Source organism: Streptococcus oralis (genome assembly GCF_026782085.1).
Taxonomy (GTDB): Bacteria; Bacillota; Bacilli; order Lactobacillales; family Streptococcaceae; genus Streptococcus; species Streptococcus oralis_DA.
This window is the reverse complement of sequence record NZ_JAKUVW010000004.1, coordinates 1,074,908-1,091,805: the sequence shown is the minus strand read 5'-3', so window position 1 is coordinate 1,091,805 and position 16,898 is coordinate 1,074,908. Positions and strand designations below refer to the sequence as shown.

Sequence of the window (16,898 nt, the reverse complement as noted above, 5' to 3'; positions counted from 1 at the left end):
TGTATTGGAGAGAAAATGAAGATTCATTTTGAAATGAAGACAGAGTTTTCAGAAAAAGACCCACACATTTTAATTCAGGCAGCTCAGTTAACCGACCAAGCAAGAGAGGTCATGGAGTATTTAGAACAATTTTCAACGACCAATCAGGTGGTCATTCCTATTCGAACGGATGATCATCTGGTTATGGTGAAAATTGAGGATCTTATTCTAGCAGATATCGATAAGAATTTGTTGACCATTTATACGGTAGACGGGATTTATAAAACTAAGGAAACATTGACAAACTTTCAGAATCGGATTAACCGGCGTAACTTTATACAGATATCGCGTCATTCAGTTATAAACATTGACCATTTAGAGTCATTATCGGATAGCTTTTCAGGGAACATGATGGCTAAGATGACTCGGGGTCTCAAATCGAGTGTGAGTCGGAAATACGTTAAGTCCTTAATGGATTATCTAGGTTTATAGGAGAAAATCATGAAGCGATTGATTGCTTATTTTGTATCGGGAATGCGTACGGCCTCCTTTGTTTATTTGAGTTTGGTGTTATTGGCTCAGTTTTATTCAGGTATTACCTATCCTGCACCAACGACAAAAAATATTCTAGCTTTGTTTTTGATGAGTGGAATTATGGGGGCATTGACCTTAATCCTTGAAAGGCTAGAGTTTCTTGCTTATAGTATGCGTGTAGGAGTTCATTTGTTAGCGACAGCTACTATTTTAGTATTGACCTACCTATTTTTTGGCTGGGGTTCGGCATTGTTGAGTCCCTTGCTGTGGTTCTTTTTCTTATTAATTTATGGACTGATATGGTTGTACCAGATCTGGCAAACTCACAAGCTCACCCAACGAATTAATCAAGCCTTAGAAGATAAAAGAAAGAAAACGAATCACTAATGTAGTGAGTGGATGAGGTTTGAGGAGAGTGCTAGTTTCCATATAGAGCAAATTATGATATAGTATTTTCAGCGTAAAACAAGGAGAAAACAATGCCAGTAAATGAATATGGTCAGATAATTGGTGAGTCAATGGAAGGTTATACACCAGGTGAATTGCCTTCCATTGATTTCTTAGAAGGGCGCTACGCTCGGATAGAGGCTCTTTCGGTGGAAAAGCATGCTGAGGATTTGCTAGCTGTTTATGGTCCAAATACACCTCGGGAGATGTGGACCTACCTCTTTCAGGAACCAGTGGCAGATATGGAGGAACTGGTTAGCCTTTTAAATCAGATGTTAGCTCGTAAGGATCGCTTTTACTATGCAATCATAGATAAGGCAACTGATAAGGTCTTGGGAACTTTTTCTCTCATGCGCATTGACCAGAATAACCGAGTAATAGAAGTGGGAGCTGTCACTTTTTCTCCAGAACTCAGGGGAACACGGATAGGGACAGAAGCCCAGTATCTCCTGGCACGGTATGTTTTTGAGGAGCTTAACTATCGTCGCTACGAGTGGAAATGTGATGCTCTAAATCTCCCATCCAGACGAGCTGCGGAGCGTTTGGGCTTTGTTTATGAAGGAACCTTCCGCCAGGCAGTTGTTTATAAGGGGCGCACGAGGGATACGGATTGGTTGTCTATGATTGATAAGGACTGGCCTCAAGTCAAAGCTCGTTTAGAAACATGGTTGGCTCCTGAAAATTTTGATAAAAATGGACGGCAGTACAAGAGCTTGAGAGAATTCTGAGAGGTATTGAGATGATGACTATTAGAAGGCAAGAAATTGTCAAGCTAGAGGATGTTTTGCATCTCTATCAGGCAGTTGGATGGACAAATTATACCCATCAACCTCAGATGCTGGAGAAGGCCTTATCTCACTCCTTAGCGATTTATCTGGCACTTGATGGCGATGCCGTGGTGGACTTGGTTCGTTTGGTCGGAGATGGTTTTTCATCGATTTTTGTCCAGGATTTGATCGTTTTGCCTAGCTATCAGCGCCAAGGGATTGGTAGCGACTTGATGAAAGAGGCTTTAGGCGACTTCAAAGATGCCTATCAAGTCCAACTAGTGACCGAACAGACAGAAAAAACCTTGGAATTCTATCGTTCTCTGGGATTTGAAACCTTATCTACTTATGATTGTACAGGAATGATTTGGGTAGATCGAAAAAGATAAAAAAATTATTTTTTCTTAAGTAAAGTTTAAGTCTCCTTGTGTATTATATAGTTATTAAATAAAGACCTCCTAATACTTTTCGAAAATCTCATCAACCTTTGTTAGAGTCGACTTAGCTAACTATAGTTATGCTTGCGCCTATCTGCCTAGTCTGATTTCGATTTTCATTGAGTACCCTTTATTTAATGAAATCCCAAACTTTTCTTTTTCATCATAATCTCCTAAAGAAGTCACCCAATCAGGTGGCTTTTTTGTGGTTTGGAAAAGAAAATTCCATTTGAAAAAAATTTTTTAAAAAATGATAAATCAGAGAAAAAGTTAAGTTAGATTTAAGATTCATCTTGTATCATATAACCATTAAATAAAGACCTCCTAACTTTATTTAATGAAATCCTAAACTTTTCTTTTTCATAATAATCTCCCTAAAGAGGCCACCCAATCAGGTGGCTTTTTTGTTTGAAAAAACTCCTTAGAAAAGACTAAGGAGAAAGAATCATGTTTTCTTTTTAAGTTGTTGGTTTCGATACTGTCTAGGTGTTAGGTGATAGTGTTGCTTAAATTGACGGTTGAAGTTTGAAAGGTTGGTGAAACCGACCTGGCTTGCAATTTCTTGAATGCTGAGGTTGGTTTGGACGAGTTTCTCACAGGATTTCTCAAGACGTAACTGGAGCAGGTAGTCCATACAACTGGCTCCAGTATGTTGCTTGAAAATACTCATAAAGTGATTTTTACTATATCCAAATGTTGCAGCTAGTTGCTCGATATGAATGGGTTCTGAGTAGTGCTGTTCAAGGTAGCAAATCACTTCTTTTAGTTTTTGGTATTTTTGGTAGGTATCATCTGTATAGTGTCGATTGACGTATCTATACTTAAAGAGAAGATGAAGCAATTCGTATAGTTTAGATTTTATGAGTAGGTCGTAGTATATGCCTTTTTCTTCAAGGATAGAAAAGAGGGAAAGAAGGCAGGATTGAATTTGATTATAGGCCTTATCGCCTGGTGATATTTGAGGAGTGAGGCAAAAGTGACCAGAGTGGAGGGGTTGGATATAGCGTTGGCTAAAGCTGTCAATTTGCCTTCTCCCAAGATAATCTAGATGAATTCGAAAGCTGGTAGAAAATAGTTCTTGATCTTTGTGAGAATAGATAGCATGGAGAGAGGTCGGCTGGATAATAAAAATATCTCCTTCACGACTTTCAAAGCGTTCAGAGTTGATATGAACGATGGCAGAACCCTTTGTAACATAAATAATCTCTAGCTCAGGATGACAATGATAGATTGTGTCAGGAGATGTTTTGGACAGGATTTGTTTTTCAAAATCATATGGGAAGTCAGATGGGTTATCTCGTAAGAAACGTGAACGGTCCGCCATGGTAAATCCTCCCAATATACTATTACTACTTTTATTATACCAAAAAAACTTCCTTATCTAGGAAGTTTTCGAGTTTTAAGCTTTCTTTTTCATATAAAAAATAGTAAGCATAAGTCCAATGAAGGCCAAAGCAATAGCCACATAAAAAGCTACACTATAATTTCCATTATTAGCCATTGCCATTTGAACTGCGACTTTGGGAGCGAAAAATGCTGCTAAAGAATATCCAGTGAAGACTATACCATAGTTGACCCCTTGATTTGCAGGACCGTAATTTTCCATGACGATAGATGGGAAGACCCCCATAACACCACCAAAGCAGATACCAAGTCCAATAATTCCTAAGGTAAACCCGAATTGACCAGGGACGATTGTTAGGGAGAATAAAGCTAGGACAATGACAGAATAGATAATCAATAAGGTCTTTGAACGGCCGATTTTATCAGAAAGTGATCCCCAGATAAAACGACCACTAGAGTTTGCGATTGAATAAAGAGAGACATAGAGAGCTGCAGTGCCTGCAGAGAGTCCAAACATTGATTGACCGATTGGTGATGCTTGAGAGGCAATCATCAAACCAGAAAAGGCGCCAACAAAGAACATGCTAATGATAATGTAAAACAGAGGACTTTGTAGCATTTGTTTCCAGTTTTTATTAGTAGGTCCTTGCTTAGTTTGTACTGGAGCTTTCCAGCCTGCTGGTTGGTAGCCGCTTGGAGCTGCCTTGATAAAGAAAATTGCACAGATGATAACAACAATATAGACTAGCCCAATTGTACGAAAAGCAAAGAAGGCATCTTGTTGTTGAATGAGATTGCTCGCGACTGGGGAAGCGATGACTGCGGCAAATCCCATGCCGCCTGTCAGAATTCCAGAGGCTAATCCACGTTTATCAGGGAAGAGGCGAAGTGAATTGGAGAGGGCACCCGAATAGGCAAAACCTTGACCAAGCCCGGCCATTAATCCATAGGTCAAATAAAGCATGGCTGGTGAATTGGCATAGCCGGTTAAGTAAAATCCACTAGCAAATAGGAGAGCACCGAGGGCGATGGTCCATTTTACGTAACCTTTGTCAACTAAATAACCTCCAAGAATCATGGGGATAGGGCCGATTGCAGAGTTGATAGCAAATGCTAACATAATATCAGACATGGACCAGCCTGTTGAACTGCTAAGTGGTCCGGCAAAAACAGAAAAGGAATAGACGGCACCTGTGCAAAGAAGAATGGCTGTAGACGCGACTAAAATCCTCCAACGATTGAATGTCTCTTTCATAAAAACATCCTCCTTAAATGTATATTTTTTCACCAAGACTATATCATAGTTAAGGAAGCCGGTCAATAGTTTATGAAGATATTTTGTTAATTTTTTCACGAACTTGTACTAAAGTACGATAATCTGATAGAATAACACGGTCTTTATTATCAAGGATTTACAAGATTTTCTAAAGTAGTATAATGAAAGTAGATTAAATAAATGAAAGGGGTACCAAGATGAAACTAGTTGCTATCGTTGGAACCAATTCGGATCGCTCAACCAATCGGAAACTCTTGAAATTTATGCAAAAGCACTTTTCGGATAAAGCCGACATTGAGGTATTGGAAATCAAACAATTGCCAGCATTTAACGAACCTAAGGACAAGCAAGCGCCAGCTGAAGTTCAAGCTTTTTCAGAAAAAATTCTTGCCGCAGATGGTGTGATTATTTCAACACCTGAGTACGACCACACGATACCAGCACCTTTGGCCTCTGCTTTGGAGTGGATTGCTTATACCAGTCGTGCCTTAATCAATAAACCAACTATGATTGTCGGTGCTTCTCTCGGTTTGCTAGGAACCTCTAGAGCGCAGGCACATTTACGTCAGATTTTAGATGCGCCGGAGCTTAAAGCGAGAGTTATGCCTGGTACAGAGTTCTTTCTAGGTCATTCTGAGCAAGTACTAGATGATGAGTATCATTTGAACAATCCTGAAAAGGTTGCAGAACTAGAAGAACATTTTTCAGAGTTTCAAAATTTTGTTGAATTAACAAAAGCTTTAGTCAAACCAGAAGATACAAATCGTAAGAAATCTTTCATTTGGGAAGAATGGTTGAAAGCATAAGTATTTCAAGAAAGGAGAACAATCCATGAAATTAGTAGCTATTGTTGGGACTAATGCAAAAAAATCCTATAATCGCAACCTCTTGCAATTTATGAAAAGACATTTTGCTCAGAAAGCGGATATTGAGATTTTAGAGATAACAGATGTACCAATGTTCAATGAAACAGATGATCAAACAGATACACCTATTATTCAGAAGTTTAATCAAGCTATTTCAGAAGCTGATGGTGTCATTATCTCGACACCCGAGCACAATCATACAATTCCATCAAGTTTGAATAGCTTGCTCGAGTGGTTGTCTTTTAACGTTCATCCGCTAGACGGAAAGCCGACAATGATTGTCGGAGCTTCTTACGATATTCAAGGTTCTTCACGTTCCCAACTTCATCTTCGTCAGATTCTGGATGCTCCTGGGGTAAATGCAACAGTTATGCCAGGTAGTGAGTTTTTACTTGGTCGAGCGCATCGAGCGTTTGATGACAATGGAGATTTGATTGATGAGCGAACCGTTGATTTCCTAGATAGTTGTTTTTATCGCTTCCTTCGCTTTGTATCTATTGCAAACCAACTAAACCTTCCTGAAGAAGTTCGCTTTGAACCGGGGACTTACCATGTTACAACTGAAGGCCATAATGGTAAATTACCGATGGATGTCACGGTTTCTGAGGACCGTATTGAAAAAATTGAAATCGATTCTTCTGGAGAATCTTCAGGAATCGCAGATGTCGTCTTTACCCGTATTCCAGCAGAAATCATTGAGGGACAAACCTTAAATGTTGATGCGGTGTCAGGAGCTTCTGTGACTTCAAATGGTGTTTTAGATGGAGTTGCGCGTGCAGTCAAACAAGCCGGTGCAAATCCAGATGTTTTACGCAAGCGTTCAAAAGCGCCATCTGCCCTAGATAAAGAAGATAAAACCTATCAGGCAGACGTTGTCATCGTCGGTGGCGGAGGAGCTGGATTAGCTGCAGCCGCTGCAGTCTTACAAGCTGGTAAGAAGCCAATTGTTGTTGAGAAATTTCCTGCAATTGGAGGAAATACTGTTCGTGCAGGTGGTCCAATGAATGCACCAGATCCAGCATGGCAAGGAACCTTCGCAGCTCATCCAGGTGAAGCTCATACGCTTCAAGAATTGATTGCGACAGATGAATCAACGATTGACCCAGAATATCTAGAGGACTTTAGAGCCTTGAAAGTTGAGGTTGAGCAGTATTTGCAGGCCCCAAGCTATTTGTTTGACTCTACCTTACTTTACCGTATCCAAACCTATATTGGTGGGAAACGAAAAGATTTACAAGGAAATGAAATTCATGGGCAATACGATTTGGTTTCTGTTTTAACCGAACGAGCCCTAGAGTCTGTTCGTTGGTTGGAAGACATCGGTGTTGAATTTGTTCGTAGTGAAGTGACAATGCCAGTTGGAGCCCTTTGGCGTCGTGGCCATAAGCCGGTTCAACCAATGGGGTATGCCTTTATATCTGTCCTACAAAAATATGTTCTAGAGCATGGTGGCAAGATTTTGACAGATTCTCCAGTTAAAGAATTGCTTGTAAAAGACGGGGCTGTCAAGGGTGTCAGAGCAGAAGGTCGAAACGGTCAAACCATCATTGTCAATGCAGATGCTGTTGTTCTAGCTTCTGGAGGATTTGGTGCCAATACAAAGATGCTACAAAAATACAATACCTACTGGACTGAAATTGCAGATGATATTGCTACATCTAATACACCAGCTGTAACAGGAGATGGTATTCTTTTAGGGCAAAGTGTAGGTGCAGATTTAGTGGGTATGGGCTTTAGTCAAATGATGCCAGTATCCGATCCAGTGACAGGAGCTCTTTTCTCAGGACTTCAAGTTCCTCCAGCAAACTTCATCATGGTAAATACTGAAGGGAAGCGCTTTGTAGATGAGTACAGTAGCCGAGACAAGCTATCTCAAGCGGCGATTGATAATGGAGGCTTGTTCTATCTAATCGCAGATGAACGTATCAAGGAAACTGCCTACAATACTAGCCAAGAAAAAATCGATGCCCAAGTCAAAGCAGGTACTCTCTATCGTGCAGATACGATAGAAGAGTTGGCGGTTCAGATTGGTGTAGATCCACAAGTTCTAGTGGAAACGATTAAGAAATACAATTCCTATGTAGATGCAGGTTTTGATCCTGAATTTAATAAAGGTAGTTTTGATCTCAAGTGTGAGGTTGCGCCATTTTACGCAACACCGAGAAAACCAGCCGTTCACCATACAATGGGTGGACTCAAGATTGATACTTCAACACACGTTTTGAATGAAAACGGTCAGATTATCCCTGGTTTGTATGCTGCCGGAGAAGTCGCAGGTGGACTCCATGCAGGTAACCGTCTAGGAGGAAATTCGCTTACGGATATCTTTACTTTTGGACGTATTGCAGGTCAAACAGCTGTTAAAGAAAATTTTTAGTGATCAATTTGAAAATTAAGGGAATTTTAAGTCTCCTTGTGTATTATATAACCATTAAATAAAGACCTCCTAATACTCTTCGAAAATCTCATCAACCTTCGTTAGAGTCGACTTAGCTAACTATAGTTATGCTTGCGTCTATCTGCCTAGTCTGATTTCGATTTTCATTGAGTACCCTTTATTTAATGAAATCCTAAACTTTTCTTTTTCATAATAATCTCCCTAAAGAGGCCACCCAATCAGGTGGCTTTTTTGTTTGTGGCTTGGATTTTTGATATAATAGAGCCATGAGTAGAATTTTAGATAATGAAATCATGGGGGATGAGGAGTTGGTAGAACGTACCCTCCGTCCCCAGTATTTACGTGAATATATTGGGCAGGATAAGGTCAAGGACCAGCTGCAAATCTTTATCGAGGCTGCCAAAATGCGGGATGAGGCACTGGACCATGTTCTTTTATTTGGTCCTCCAGGTCTCGGGAAAACAACCATGGCCTTTGTTATTGCCAATGAACTGGGAGTCAATCTCAAGCAAACGTCTGGTCCTGTCATCGAAAAAGCGGGGGATCTGGTAGCGATTTTGAATGATTTGGAGCCTGGAGATGTTCTCTTTATTGATGAGATTCATCGCTTGCCCATGTCGGTGGAAGAGGTGCTTTATAGTGCCATGGAGGACTTCTACATTGACATCATGATTGGGGCTGGTGAAGGCAGTCGCAGTGTCCATTTGGACTTGCCACCTTTTACCTTGATTGGGGCTACGACACGTGCGGGGATGCTCTCAAATCCTCTACGGGCACGTTTTGGGATTACAGGTCATATGGAATACTATGCCCATGCTGACTTGACAGAGATTGTTGAGCGGACAGCAGATATTTTTGAGATGGAAATCACCCATGAAGCAGCTTCGGAGTTGGCCTTACGTAGTCGAGGAACTCCTCGTATTGCCAATCGTCTCCTTAAGCGCGTGCGCGACTTTGCCCAGATTATGGGAGATGGCTTGATTGATGATGTGATTACGGATAAGGCTTTGACCATGCTGGATGTAGACCATGAAGGTTTGGACTATGTGGACCAAAAAATCCTTCGCACCATGATTGAGATGTACGGTGGTGGTCCTGTCGGTTTAGGAACCCTTTCTGTTAATATTGCTGAGGAGCGCGAGACGGTCGAAGATATGTACGAACCTTACCTGATTCAGAAAGGTTTCATCATGCGAACTCGTTCTGGACGGGTGGCGACAGCTAAGGCATATGAGCATTTAGGTTATGAATACAGTGAAAAATGAGCAAGAAATTCTAGATGCTTTCAGAGGAAATCCAGATATGATGACCATTCTGACCATCATTCGTGATCTTGATCTGAAAGACTCGTGGTTGGCAGCAGGTTCTGTCAGGAATTTCATCTGGAATCTCTTGTCAGACAAATCGCCTTTTGATAGTGAGACGGATGTGGATGTGATTTTCTTTGATCCAGATATTTCTTATGAGGAAACAGTAACCCTGGAGAACAAGATGAGAGAAGATTTTCCTCAGTATCGGTGGGAGTTGAAAAATCAGGTCTATATGCACCAGCACAGTCCACACACTGCTCCCTATACCAGTTCTCGTGATGCTATGAGTAAATATCCTGAGCGCTGTACGGCGGTAGGTCTTCGTTTGCATGCTGACACAACTTTAGAGCTCTTTGCGCCTTATGGTTTAGAGGATATTTTTAACTTTCACGTATCCCCAACTCCTCATTTCCTAGATAATGAGGACCGAATGAAGCTCTATCAAGAACGATTGTCCAAGAAAAATTGGCAAGAAAAATGGAAAAATCTGACTTTCTCAAAAAACTTAAGAAAAATTTAAGTTAGGGACGGTATACTAGGTTCATAAGTTAAGAGGAACTTAACTTAAACTCCTAAAACTTTTTCATAATAATCTCCCTATAAAATTAAGTCGCCCAATCAGGCGGCTTATTTTTTGTCTGTAAGGAGAGCTAATAACTTAGCAATAGAAGAAAATAGGGAAATATGGTATAATGAAACGATAGATTTTTGAATAGGAATAAGAACATGTTTGGATTTTTTAAGAAAGATAAAGCTGTAGAAGTCGAGGTTCCAACACAGGTTCCTGCTCATATTGGCATCATCATGGATGGGAATGGTCGTTGGGCTAAAAAACGGATGCAACCACGGGTTTTTGGTCATAAGGCGGGAATGGAAGCCCTCCAAAAGGTGACCAAGGCAGCTAACAAGATGGGAGTCAAGGTCATCACGGTTTATGCCTTTTCAACGGAAAATTGGACACGCCCAGATCAAGAAGTCAAGTTTATCATGAACTTGCCAGTCGAATTTTATGATAACTATGTCCCTGAATTGCATGCAAATAACGTTAAGATTCAGATGATTGGGGAGACAGACCGTTTGCCTAAGCCGACTTTTGAAGCTTTGAAAAAAGCAGAGGAGTTGACCAAGAACAATACGGGTTTGATTCTCAATTTTGCGCTCAATTATGGTGGTCGTGCTGAAATTACGCAGGCTCTTAAGGGCTTGGCTCAAGATGTTCTAGATGCTAAAATCAACCCTGGTGATATCACAGAAGATATGATTGGGGACTATCTTTTCACGCAACACCTGCCAAAGGATTTGCGGGATCCGGATTTGATTATCCGTACGAGTGGTGAGTTGCGTTTGAGTAATTTCTTGCCATGGCAAGCAGCCTATAGTGAGCTTTACTTTACGGATACCTTGTGGCCTGATTTTGATGAAGCTGCCTTGCAGGAAGCTATTGCTGCTTTTAACCATCGCAATCGCCGTTTTGGAGGAGTTTAGGAGAAGATATGACCAAGGATTTACAAAAGAGAACATTGTTTGCGGTATTGGCCCTGGCAATTTTCCTTCCAGTCTTGTTTGCAGGAGGGCTCTTGTTGCAGATAGGGATTGGCTTGTTAGCGATGCTAGGCGTCCATGAACTCTTGCACATGAAGGGGCTAAAGACTATGACCATTGAGGGCGCTTTGACTCTTTTTGCGACCTTCGCTCTCACAGTTCCTTTAGAAAATTACCTAACTTTTTTGCCTGTTGATGGGAATGTGGTTGCCTACAGCGTTTTAATTATGATTATGCTAGGGACCACCGTTTTCAGTAAAAACTATACGATTGAAGATGCCGCTTTCCCAATTGCTGTGAGCTTTTATGTTGGTTTTGGCTTCAATGCCTTACTAGATGCTCGGGTGGCAGGTTTTGACAAGGTACTTTTGGCCCTTTTTATCGTTTGGGCGACAGATAGCGCAGCCTACCTGACAGGGATGAATTTTGGTAAACATAAGTTGGCTCCGAGAGTTTCTCCTAATAAGAGTATTGAGGGCTTTGTCGGTGGTATTCTAGGTGCGGTACTGATAACAGTAGTTTTCATGTTAGTGGACAGCACAGTTGCTCTTCCTTATGGGATTTATAGAATGAGTCTCTTTGCTGCCTTCTTCAGTGTGGCAGGTCAGTTTGGTGACTTGATTGAGAGTGCCATGAAACGCCATTTCGGTGTTAAGGATTCTGGAAAATTTATCCCTGGACATGGCGGTGTGTTGGATCGCTTTGACAGCATGCTGATTGTGTTTCCAATGATGCACTTATTTGGCCTGTTTTAAAGAAAGGAATATTGAATGATTGGATTGCTAACCTTTATCCTCGTTTTTGGGATTATTGTGGTGGTGCATGAGTTTGGACATTTTTATTTTGCCAAGAAATCAGGCATTTTAGTTCGTGAATTTGCCATTGGTATGGGGCCCAAGATTTTTTCCCATATCGGTAAGGATGGCACGGCTTATACCATTCGAATTCTTCCTCTAGGAGGCTATGTTCGTATGGCAGGCTGGGGTGATGATACGACAGAAATTAAGACAGGAACTCCGGTCAGTTTAACACTTGCCGACGATGGTAAGGTCAAACGGATTAACCTCTCAGGGAAGAAACTGGATCAAACGGCTCTCCCTATGCAGGTAACCCAGTTTGACTTTGAAGACAAGCTCTTCATTAAAGGCTTGGTCTTGGAAGAAGAAAAGACTTTTGCAGTGGATCATGATGCAACGGTTGTTGAGGCAGATGGAACCGAAGTGCGCATCGCTCCTTTGGATGTACAGTATCAAAATGCTTCTATCTGGGGCAAGCTCATCACCAACTTTGCAGGTCCCATGAATAACTTTATCTTAGGAGTTGTTGTTTTTTGGATCTTGATCTTTTTGCAAGGCGGTGTTAGAGATACTCAGACCAATCTCTTTCATGTCATGCCAGAGGGAGCTTTGGCTAAGGTAGGTGTAGCTGAGACCGCTCAAATTACCAAGGTCGGCTCGCATGAGGTTAAAAATTGGCAAGATTTGACCCAGGCTGTGGAAGCAGATACCAAGGACAAGACCGCCCCGACCTTGGATGTGACCATTTCTGAAAATGGTAGCGAAAAACAAGTCACTGTGACTCCAGAAGAAAATCAAGGACGTTATATTCTTGGGGTTCAACCGGGGGTCAAGTCAGACTTTCTATCCATGTTTGTTGGTGGATTTACGACAGCTGCTGACTCGGGGCTCCGTATCCTTTCGGCTCTGAAAAACTTGATTTTCCATCCAGATTTGAACAAACTCGGTGGTCCCGTTGCCATTTTTAAGGCAAGTAGCGATGCTGCTAAAAATGGTCTTGAGAATGTCCTCTATTTCCTAGCTATGATTTCCATCAATATCGGGATTTTTAACTTGATTCCTATCCCGGCTTTGGATGGTGGAAAGATTGTGCTCAATATCCTAGAGGCTATCCGCCGGAAACCCCTTAAACAAGAAATTGAAACCTATGTCACCATGGCTGGTGTAGTTATCATGGTTGTCTTGATGCTAGCTGTGACCTGGAATGACATTATGCGACTCTTCTTTTAGATAATCGAGGAATATTATGAAACAAAGTAAAATGCTAATCCCAACGCTTCGCGAAATGCCAAGCGATGCTCAAGTTATCAGCCACGCCCTTATGTTGCGTGCTGGTTATGTTCGTCAAGTTTCTGCCGGTGTATATTCTTACCTACCACTCGCTAACCGTGTGATTGAAAAGGCTAAGAATATCATGCGCCAAGAGTTTGATAAGATTGGTGCGGTGGAGATGTTGGCTCCTGCACTTCTCAGTGCTGATCTTTGGCGTGAATCAGGTCGTTATGAAACCTATGGTGAAGACCTTTATAAACTGAAAAACCGTGAAAAGTCAGACTTTATCTTAGGTCCGACACACGAAGAAACTTTTACAGCTATTGTTCGTGACTCTGTGAAATCTTACAAGCAATTGCCACTCAACCTTTACCAAATCCAACCGAAATACCGTGATGAAAAACGTCCACGTAACGGACTTCTCCGTACGCGTGAATTTATCATGAAAGACGGCTATAGTTTCCATGCTAATTACGATAGTTTGGATGTGACTTATGACGAGTACAAGGCAGCCTATGAACGTATCTTCACTCGTAGTGGTTTGGACTTCAAGGCCATCATCGGTGATGGTGGCGCCATGGGTGGTAAGGATAGCCAAGAATTTATGGCCATCACACCAGCCCGTACAGACCTCGACCGCTGGGTTGTCTTAGACAAGTCAGTTGCCTCATTTGATGAAATTCCTGTAGAAGTGCAAGAAGAAATCAAGGCAGAATTGCTCAAATGGATGGTTTCTGGTGAAGACACTATTGCCTACTCAAGTGAGTCTAGCTATGCGGCTAACTTAGAAATGGCAACAAACGAGTACAAGCCAAGCAACCGTGTCGTTGCGGAAGAAGAAGTGACTAGAGTGGAAACTCCAGGTGTTAAATCCATCGATGAAGTGGCAGCCTTCCTTAATGTGCCAGAAGAGCAAACGATTAAAACTCTCTTCTACATGGCAGATGGTGAGCTTGTTGCAGCCCTTCTAGTTGGAAATGACCAACTCAATGAAGTCAAGTTGAAAAACCACTTGGGTGCAGATTTCTTTGATGTTGCGAGCGAGGAAGAAGTAGCAAATGTTATCCCAGCTGGCTTTGGTTCGCTTGGACCAGTTGGTTTGCCAGAAAATGTGAAAATCATTGCAGACCGCAAGGTGCAAGATGTTCGCAATGCTGTTGTGGGTGCCAACGAAGATGGCTACCACTTGACGGGTGTGAACCCAGGTCGTGATTTTACTGCAGAATACGTGGATATCCGCGAAGTTCGTGAGGGTGAAATTTCACCAGACGGACAAGGTGTTCTAAACTTCGCGCGTGGTATTGAGATCGGTCATATTTTCAAACTCGGAACTCGCTACTCAGCAAGCATGGGTGCAGATGTTTTGGACGAGAATGGCCGTGCTGTGCCAATCATCATGGGTTGTTACGGTATCGGTGTCAGTCGTCTCCTTTCAGCCGTTATAGAGCAACACGCTCGCCTCTTTGTCAATAAAACGCCAAAAGGTGAATACCGTTACGCTTGGGGAGTTAACTTTCCTAAAGAATTGGCGCCATTTGATGTGCATTTGATTACTGTCAATGTCAAAGATGAAGAAGCGCAAGCCTTGACAGAAAAATTAGAAGCCAACTTAATGGAGGCTGGTTACGAAGTCTTGACAGATGACCGTAACGAACGTGTCGGTGTTAAATTCAGCGATAGCGACTTGATTGGTCTGCCAATCCGTATCACTGTTGGGAAGAAAGCAGCTGATGGTATCGTGGAAGTTAAGATCAAGGCAACTGGTGACACAATCGAAGTTCACGCAGACAACTTGCTCGAAACCCTTGAAATCCTAAGCAAGAAATAAAAACTTTAATCAGAAGAAAAACAAGGCAAAAATGTAACTAGTTTTTACCTTGTTTTTTCTATATAATGGGGAAAATGAGTAAACGAAGAGGTATAGCTATGCTAAAATTTCCAAAGGATTTTGTCTGGGGTTCCTCTACTTCTGGACCACAGACAGAAGGTCGTGTACCTGGTGACGGAAAGGGAGACAATCTCTGGGATTATTGGTTCAAAGTAGAGCCAAATCGCTACTACAATGGGATTGGACCTGACAAAACATCGACCTTCTATGAAAACTGGGAAAAGGATATTGAGCTTTTGGTAGAGACTGGGCATACAGCCTTCCGAACTTCTATCCAGTGGTCTCGTATTTTCCCACAGGGCCGTGGAGAGGTCAATCCGCAAGGGGTGGTTTTCTACCGTCAGGTTTTTGAAGCTATTAAGGCCAAGGGGATTCGTCTCTTAGTCAATCTCTATCACTTTGACCTGCCTTTTGTCCTCCAAGAAGATGGGGATGGTTGGGAAAATAAGACCACTATCAAGGCTTATGAAGACTATGCTCGTTTTTGTTTTGAGACTTACGGTGACTTGGTGGACCAATGGATTACCTTTAACGAGCCCATTGTCCCCGTAGAGTTTGGCTATTTCTATGATGCCCACTATCCTCATAAGGTAGATGCCAAAGCAGCGGTTAAGGTTGCTTATCATACGCAACTGGCTAGTAGTCTTGCGGTTAAGGTCTGTCATGAGATTTTGCCTGGCTCTAAGATTGGGATTGTCCTTAACTTGACACCAGCCTACCCACGTAGTCAGCATCCTGCAGATGTCAAGGCTGCTCGCATTGCCGACCTCTTCCAAGCCCAATCTTTCCTAGATCCGTCTGTCTTGGGGGCTTATCCACAGGAGTTGGTAGAAATCTTGTCTGAGCATGATTTGCTGCCAGAGTACACTGTTGAAGAGTTAGAACTCATTCGCGAGAATACAGTTGATTTCCTTGGAGTCAACTACTACCAACCTTTGCGCGTTATGGCGCCGCGTTTTGCTAAACATCCAGACAGTCCCCTCTTGCCAGAGCATTTCTACGAACCTTACGTAATGCCGGGCCGTAAAATCAATCCTCACCGCGGTTGGGAAATCTACGAGCAGGGGATTTATGATATCGCCCAAAATATCAAGGAAAATCATGGGAATATTGAGTGGATGTTGACCGAAAACGGGATGGGTGTTGAAGGTGAAGACAAGTTCCGTGAGAACGGCATGATTCAAGACGACTATCGTATTGACTTTGTAAAAGGTCATCTTCGTGAACTCCACCGTGCGATTGAAGATGGAGCAAACTGTAAAGGATATTTAATCTGGACCTTTATTGACTGCTGGTCATGGCTCAATAGCTATAAAAACCGCTATGGTTTGGTTGAATTAGACTTGGAAACACAAGAACGCCGTCTGAAGAAATCAGGCCACTGGTTCAAGGAACTCAGCGACCGTAATGGATTTTAAGAATAAAAAGAGTGAGATGGTGTTCATCTCACTTTTTATTACAATATCATCACCAAGGTCCCAATCGTAATCAAGAGACAGCCGATAATTGTTTTAAACGTCAGGACATCCTGTAGGAAGAAAAAGGCTAGAACGAGGGTAAGGACGAGACTGAATTTATCGACAGCAGATACCTCAGTTGCATTGCCCATCTGCAAGGCCTTGTAGTAGCAGAGCCAGGAGGCGCCAGTGGCTAGACCAGATAAGATGAGAAAGAGCCAACTTTTTCTACTGATGTTGACAATTTCGGTCTGACTATTGGTAAAGAAAACCATGGCCCAGGCCATAAGAATGACGACGACCGTACGAATAGCAGTTGCTAGATTGGATGGAACTCCCTCGATCCCAATCTTGGCTAAAATTGATGTTAAGGCTGCAAAGATAGCAGATAAAAGTGCGAAGAAAAACCACATGGCAAATACCTCCTCTATTCATTATAAGTAATTGATGCTGACTTGTCAGGTATCAAGTGAAATCTTGATAAAAAACCAGATAGAAAAACTATACCAATTTTTATTCTTGACAAGTGAGGAAAACAAGTATATACTGTTTTTGCTGATTCTGTAAAAGGGAAATCAGACTAT

General features: G+C 42.0%; 16 protein-coding genes. 13 read left to right on the top strand and 3 right to left on the bottom strand.

The annotated features are described in order from the left end of the window. Positions 1-15 precede the first annotated feature (15 nt). From MK395_RS07350 to MK395_RS07335, 4 genes are all read left to right on the top strand, one after another. Positions 16-471: a LytTR family DNA-binding domain-containing protein gene (locus MK395_RS07350; protein ID WP_125412427.1), complete on the top strand. Its 456-nt coding sequence runs from the start codon at positions 16-18 to the stop codon at positions 469-471. A gap of 9 nt (positions 472-480) precedes the next feature. After that, a complete protein-coding gene (locus tag MK395_RS07345) occupies positions 481-900 on the top strand; it encodes a DUF3021 domain-containing protein (protein ID WP_125412425.1) in 420 nt (139 codons plus the stop codon). Positions 901-992: 92 nt separating this feature from the next. Then, a complete protein-coding gene (locus tag MK395_RS07340; RefSeq protein WP_125412423.1) occupies positions 993-1,688 on the top strand; it encodes a GNAT family N-acetyltransferase in 696 nt (231 codons plus the stop codon). An 11-nt stretch (positions 1,689-1,699) separates the two neighbouring features. Beyond that, positions 1,700-2,116 carry a GNAT family N-acetyltransferase gene (locus tag MK395_RS07335; protein WP_268711592.1) on the top strand — a complete coding sequence of 139 codons (417 nt, stop codon included), beginning with the start codon at positions 1,700-1,702 and terminating at the stop codon, positions 2,114-2,116. Between the two features lie 493 nt (positions 2,117-2,609). Here the strand turns inward: MK395_RS07335 and MK395_RS07330 are convergent, their stop codons facing one another. Both MK395_RS07330 and MK395_RS07325 read right to left on the bottom strand, forming a co-directional pair. Further along, the gene (locus tag MK395_RS07330) at positions 2,610-3,488 is read right to left on the bottom strand and encodes an AraC family transcriptional regulator (RefSeq protein ID WP_268711591.1); all 879 of its coding nucleotides are present in this window, start codon (positions 3,486-3,488) and stop codon (positions 2,610-2,612) included. Between the two features lie 75 nt (positions 3,489-3,563). Next, complete coding sequence (locus MK395_RS07325) at positions 3,564-4,763, bottom strand: L-lactate MFS transporter (RefSeq protein ID WP_248025160.1); 1,200 nt, start codon at positions 4,761-4,763, stop codon at positions 3,564-3,566. 218 nt (positions 4,764-4,981) lie between these two features. Here MK395_RS07325 and MK395_RS07320 point away from each other — a divergent pair, with 218 nt between their 5' ends. From MK395_RS07320 to MK395_RS07280, 9 genes are all read left to right on the top strand, one after another. Beyond that, positions 4,982-5,590 (top strand): NADPH-dependent FMN reductase, encoded by a 609-nt coding sequence (locus tag MK395_RS07320; RefSeq protein ID WP_268711590.1) that lies wholly within the window; start codon positions 4,982-4,984, stop codon positions 5,588-5,590. Positions 5,591-5,615: 25 nt separating this feature from the next. Continuing rightward, positions 5,616-8,027, top strand: coding sequence for a flavocytochrome c (locus MK395_RS07315; RefSeq protein WP_268711589.1), 2,412 nt, complete (start codon positions 5,616-5,618; stop codon positions 8,025-8,027). A gap of 287 nt (positions 8,028-8,314) precedes the next feature. Next, positions 8,315-9,313 (top strand): Holliday junction branch migration DNA helicase RuvB, encoded by a 999-nt coding sequence (gene ruvB / locus MK395_RS07310; protein WP_080980468.1) that lies wholly within the window; start codon positions 8,315-8,317, stop codon positions 9,311-9,313. Beyond that, positions 9,294-9,878, top strand: a complete 585-nt coding sequence (locus tag MK395_RS07305; RefSeq protein ID WP_268711588.1) for a nucleotidyltransferase family protein — start codon at positions 9,294-9,296, stop codon at positions 9,876-9,878. The genes ruvB and MK395_RS07305 overlap by 20 nt, the downstream gene beginning before the upstream one ends. Positions 9,879-10,084: 206 nt before the next feature. Further along, positions 10,085-10,843 carry an isoprenyl transferase gene (locus MK395_RS07300; RefSeq protein ID WP_000466705.1) on the top strand — a complete coding sequence of 253 codons (759 nt, stop codon included), beginning with the start codon at positions 10,085-10,087 and terminating at the stop codon, positions 10,841-10,843. Positions 10,844-10,851: 8 nt separating this feature from the next. After that, positions 10,852-11,655: a phosphatidate cytidylyltransferase gene (locus MK395_RS07295; RefSeq protein ID WP_268711587.1), complete on the top strand. Its 804-nt coding sequence runs from the start codon at positions 10,852-10,854 to the stop codon at positions 11,653-11,655. Between the two features lie 15 nt (positions 11,656-11,670). Continuing rightward, entirely contained in the window at positions 11,671-12,927 is a 1,257-nt protein-coding gene (gene rseP, locus MK395_RS07290) for an RIP metalloprotease RseP (protein WP_044021445.1), read from the top strand. A gap of 16 nt (positions 12,928-12,943) precedes the next feature. Beyond that, complete coding sequence (locus MK395_RS07285) at positions 12,944-14,797, top strand: proline--tRNA ligase (protein ID WP_268711586.1); 1,854 nt, start codon at positions 12,944-12,946, stop codon at positions 14,795-14,797. Positions 14,798-14,895: 98 nt separating this feature from the next. After that, positions 14,896-16,275, top strand: a complete 1,380-nt coding sequence (locus tag MK395_RS07280) for a glycoside hydrolase family 1 protein (protein WP_268711585.1) — start codon at positions 14,896-14,898, stop codon at positions 16,273-16,275. A gap of 38 nt (positions 16,276-16,313) precedes the next feature. Here MK395_RS07280 and MK395_RS07275 read toward each other — a convergent pair whose 3' ends face one another. Continuing rightward, positions 16,314-16,727, bottom strand: coding sequence for an EamA family transporter (locus MK395_RS07275; protein WP_268711584.1), 414 nt, complete (start codon positions 16,725-16,727; stop codon positions 16,314-16,316). Between the last annotated feature and the right edge of the window lie 171 nt (positions 16,728-16,898).

Coding starts and splice junctions, on each gene's coding strand:
- MK395_RS07285 (WP_268711586.1), top strand. CDS start 12,944: ATGAAACAAAGTAAAATGCTAATCCCAACGCTTCGCGAAATGCCAAGC.
- MK395_RS07300 (WP_000466705.1), top strand. CDS start 10,085: ATGTTTGGATTTTTTAAGAAAGATAAAGCTGTAGAAGTCGAGGTTCCA.
- MK395_RS07280 (WP_268711585.1), top strand. CDS start 14,896: ATGCTAAAATTTCCAAAGGATTTTGTCTGGGGTTCCTCTACTTCTGGA.
- MK395_RS07295 (WP_268711587.1), top strand. CDS start 10,852: ATGACCAAGGATTTACAAAAGAGAACATTGTTTGCGGTATTGGCCCTG.
- MK395_RS07315 (WP_268711589.1), top strand. CDS start 5,616: ATGAAATTAGTAGCTATTGTTGGGACTAATGCAAAAAAATCCTATAAT.
- MK395_RS07350 (WP_125412427.1), top strand. CDS start 16: ATGAAGATTCATTTTGAAATGAAGACAGAGTTTTCAGAAAAAGACCCA.
- MK395_RS07330 (WP_268711591.1), bottom strand. CDS start 3,488: ATGGCGGACCGTTCACGTTTCTTACGAGATAACCCATCTGACTTCCCA.
- MK395_RS07305 (WP_268711588.1), top strand. CDS start 9,294: ATGAATACAGTGAAAAATGAGCAAGAAATTCTAGATGCTTTCAGAGGA.
- MK395_RS07335 (WP_268711592.1), top strand. CDS start 1,700: ATGATGACTATTAGAAGGCAAGAAATTGTCAAGCTAGAGGATGTTTTG.
- rseP (WP_044021445.1), top strand. CDS start 11,671: ATGATTGGATTGCTAACCTTTATCCTCGTTTTTGGGATTATTGTGGTG.
- MK395_RS07275 (WP_268711584.1), bottom strand. CDS start 16,727: ATGTGGTTTTTCTTCGCACTTTTATCTGCTATCTTTGCAGCCTTAACA.
- MK395_RS07325 (WP_248025160.1), bottom strand. CDS start 4,763: ATGAAAGAGACATTCAATCGTTGGAGGATTTTAGTCGCGTCTACAGCC.
- ruvB (WP_080980468.1), top strand. CDS start 8,315: ATGAGTAGAATTTTAGATAATGAAATCATGGGGGATGAGGAGTTGGTA.
- MK395_RS07320 (WP_268711590.1), top strand. CDS start 4,982: ATGAAACTAGTTGCTATCGTTGGAACCAATTCGGATCGCTCAACCAAT.
- MK395_RS07340 (WP_125412423.1), top strand. CDS start 993: ATGCCAGTAAATGAATATGGTCAGATAATTGGTGAGTCAATGGAAGGT.
- MK395_RS07345 (WP_125412425.1), top strand. CDS start 481: ATGAAGCGATTGATTGCTTATTTTGTATCGGGAATGCGTACGGCCTCC.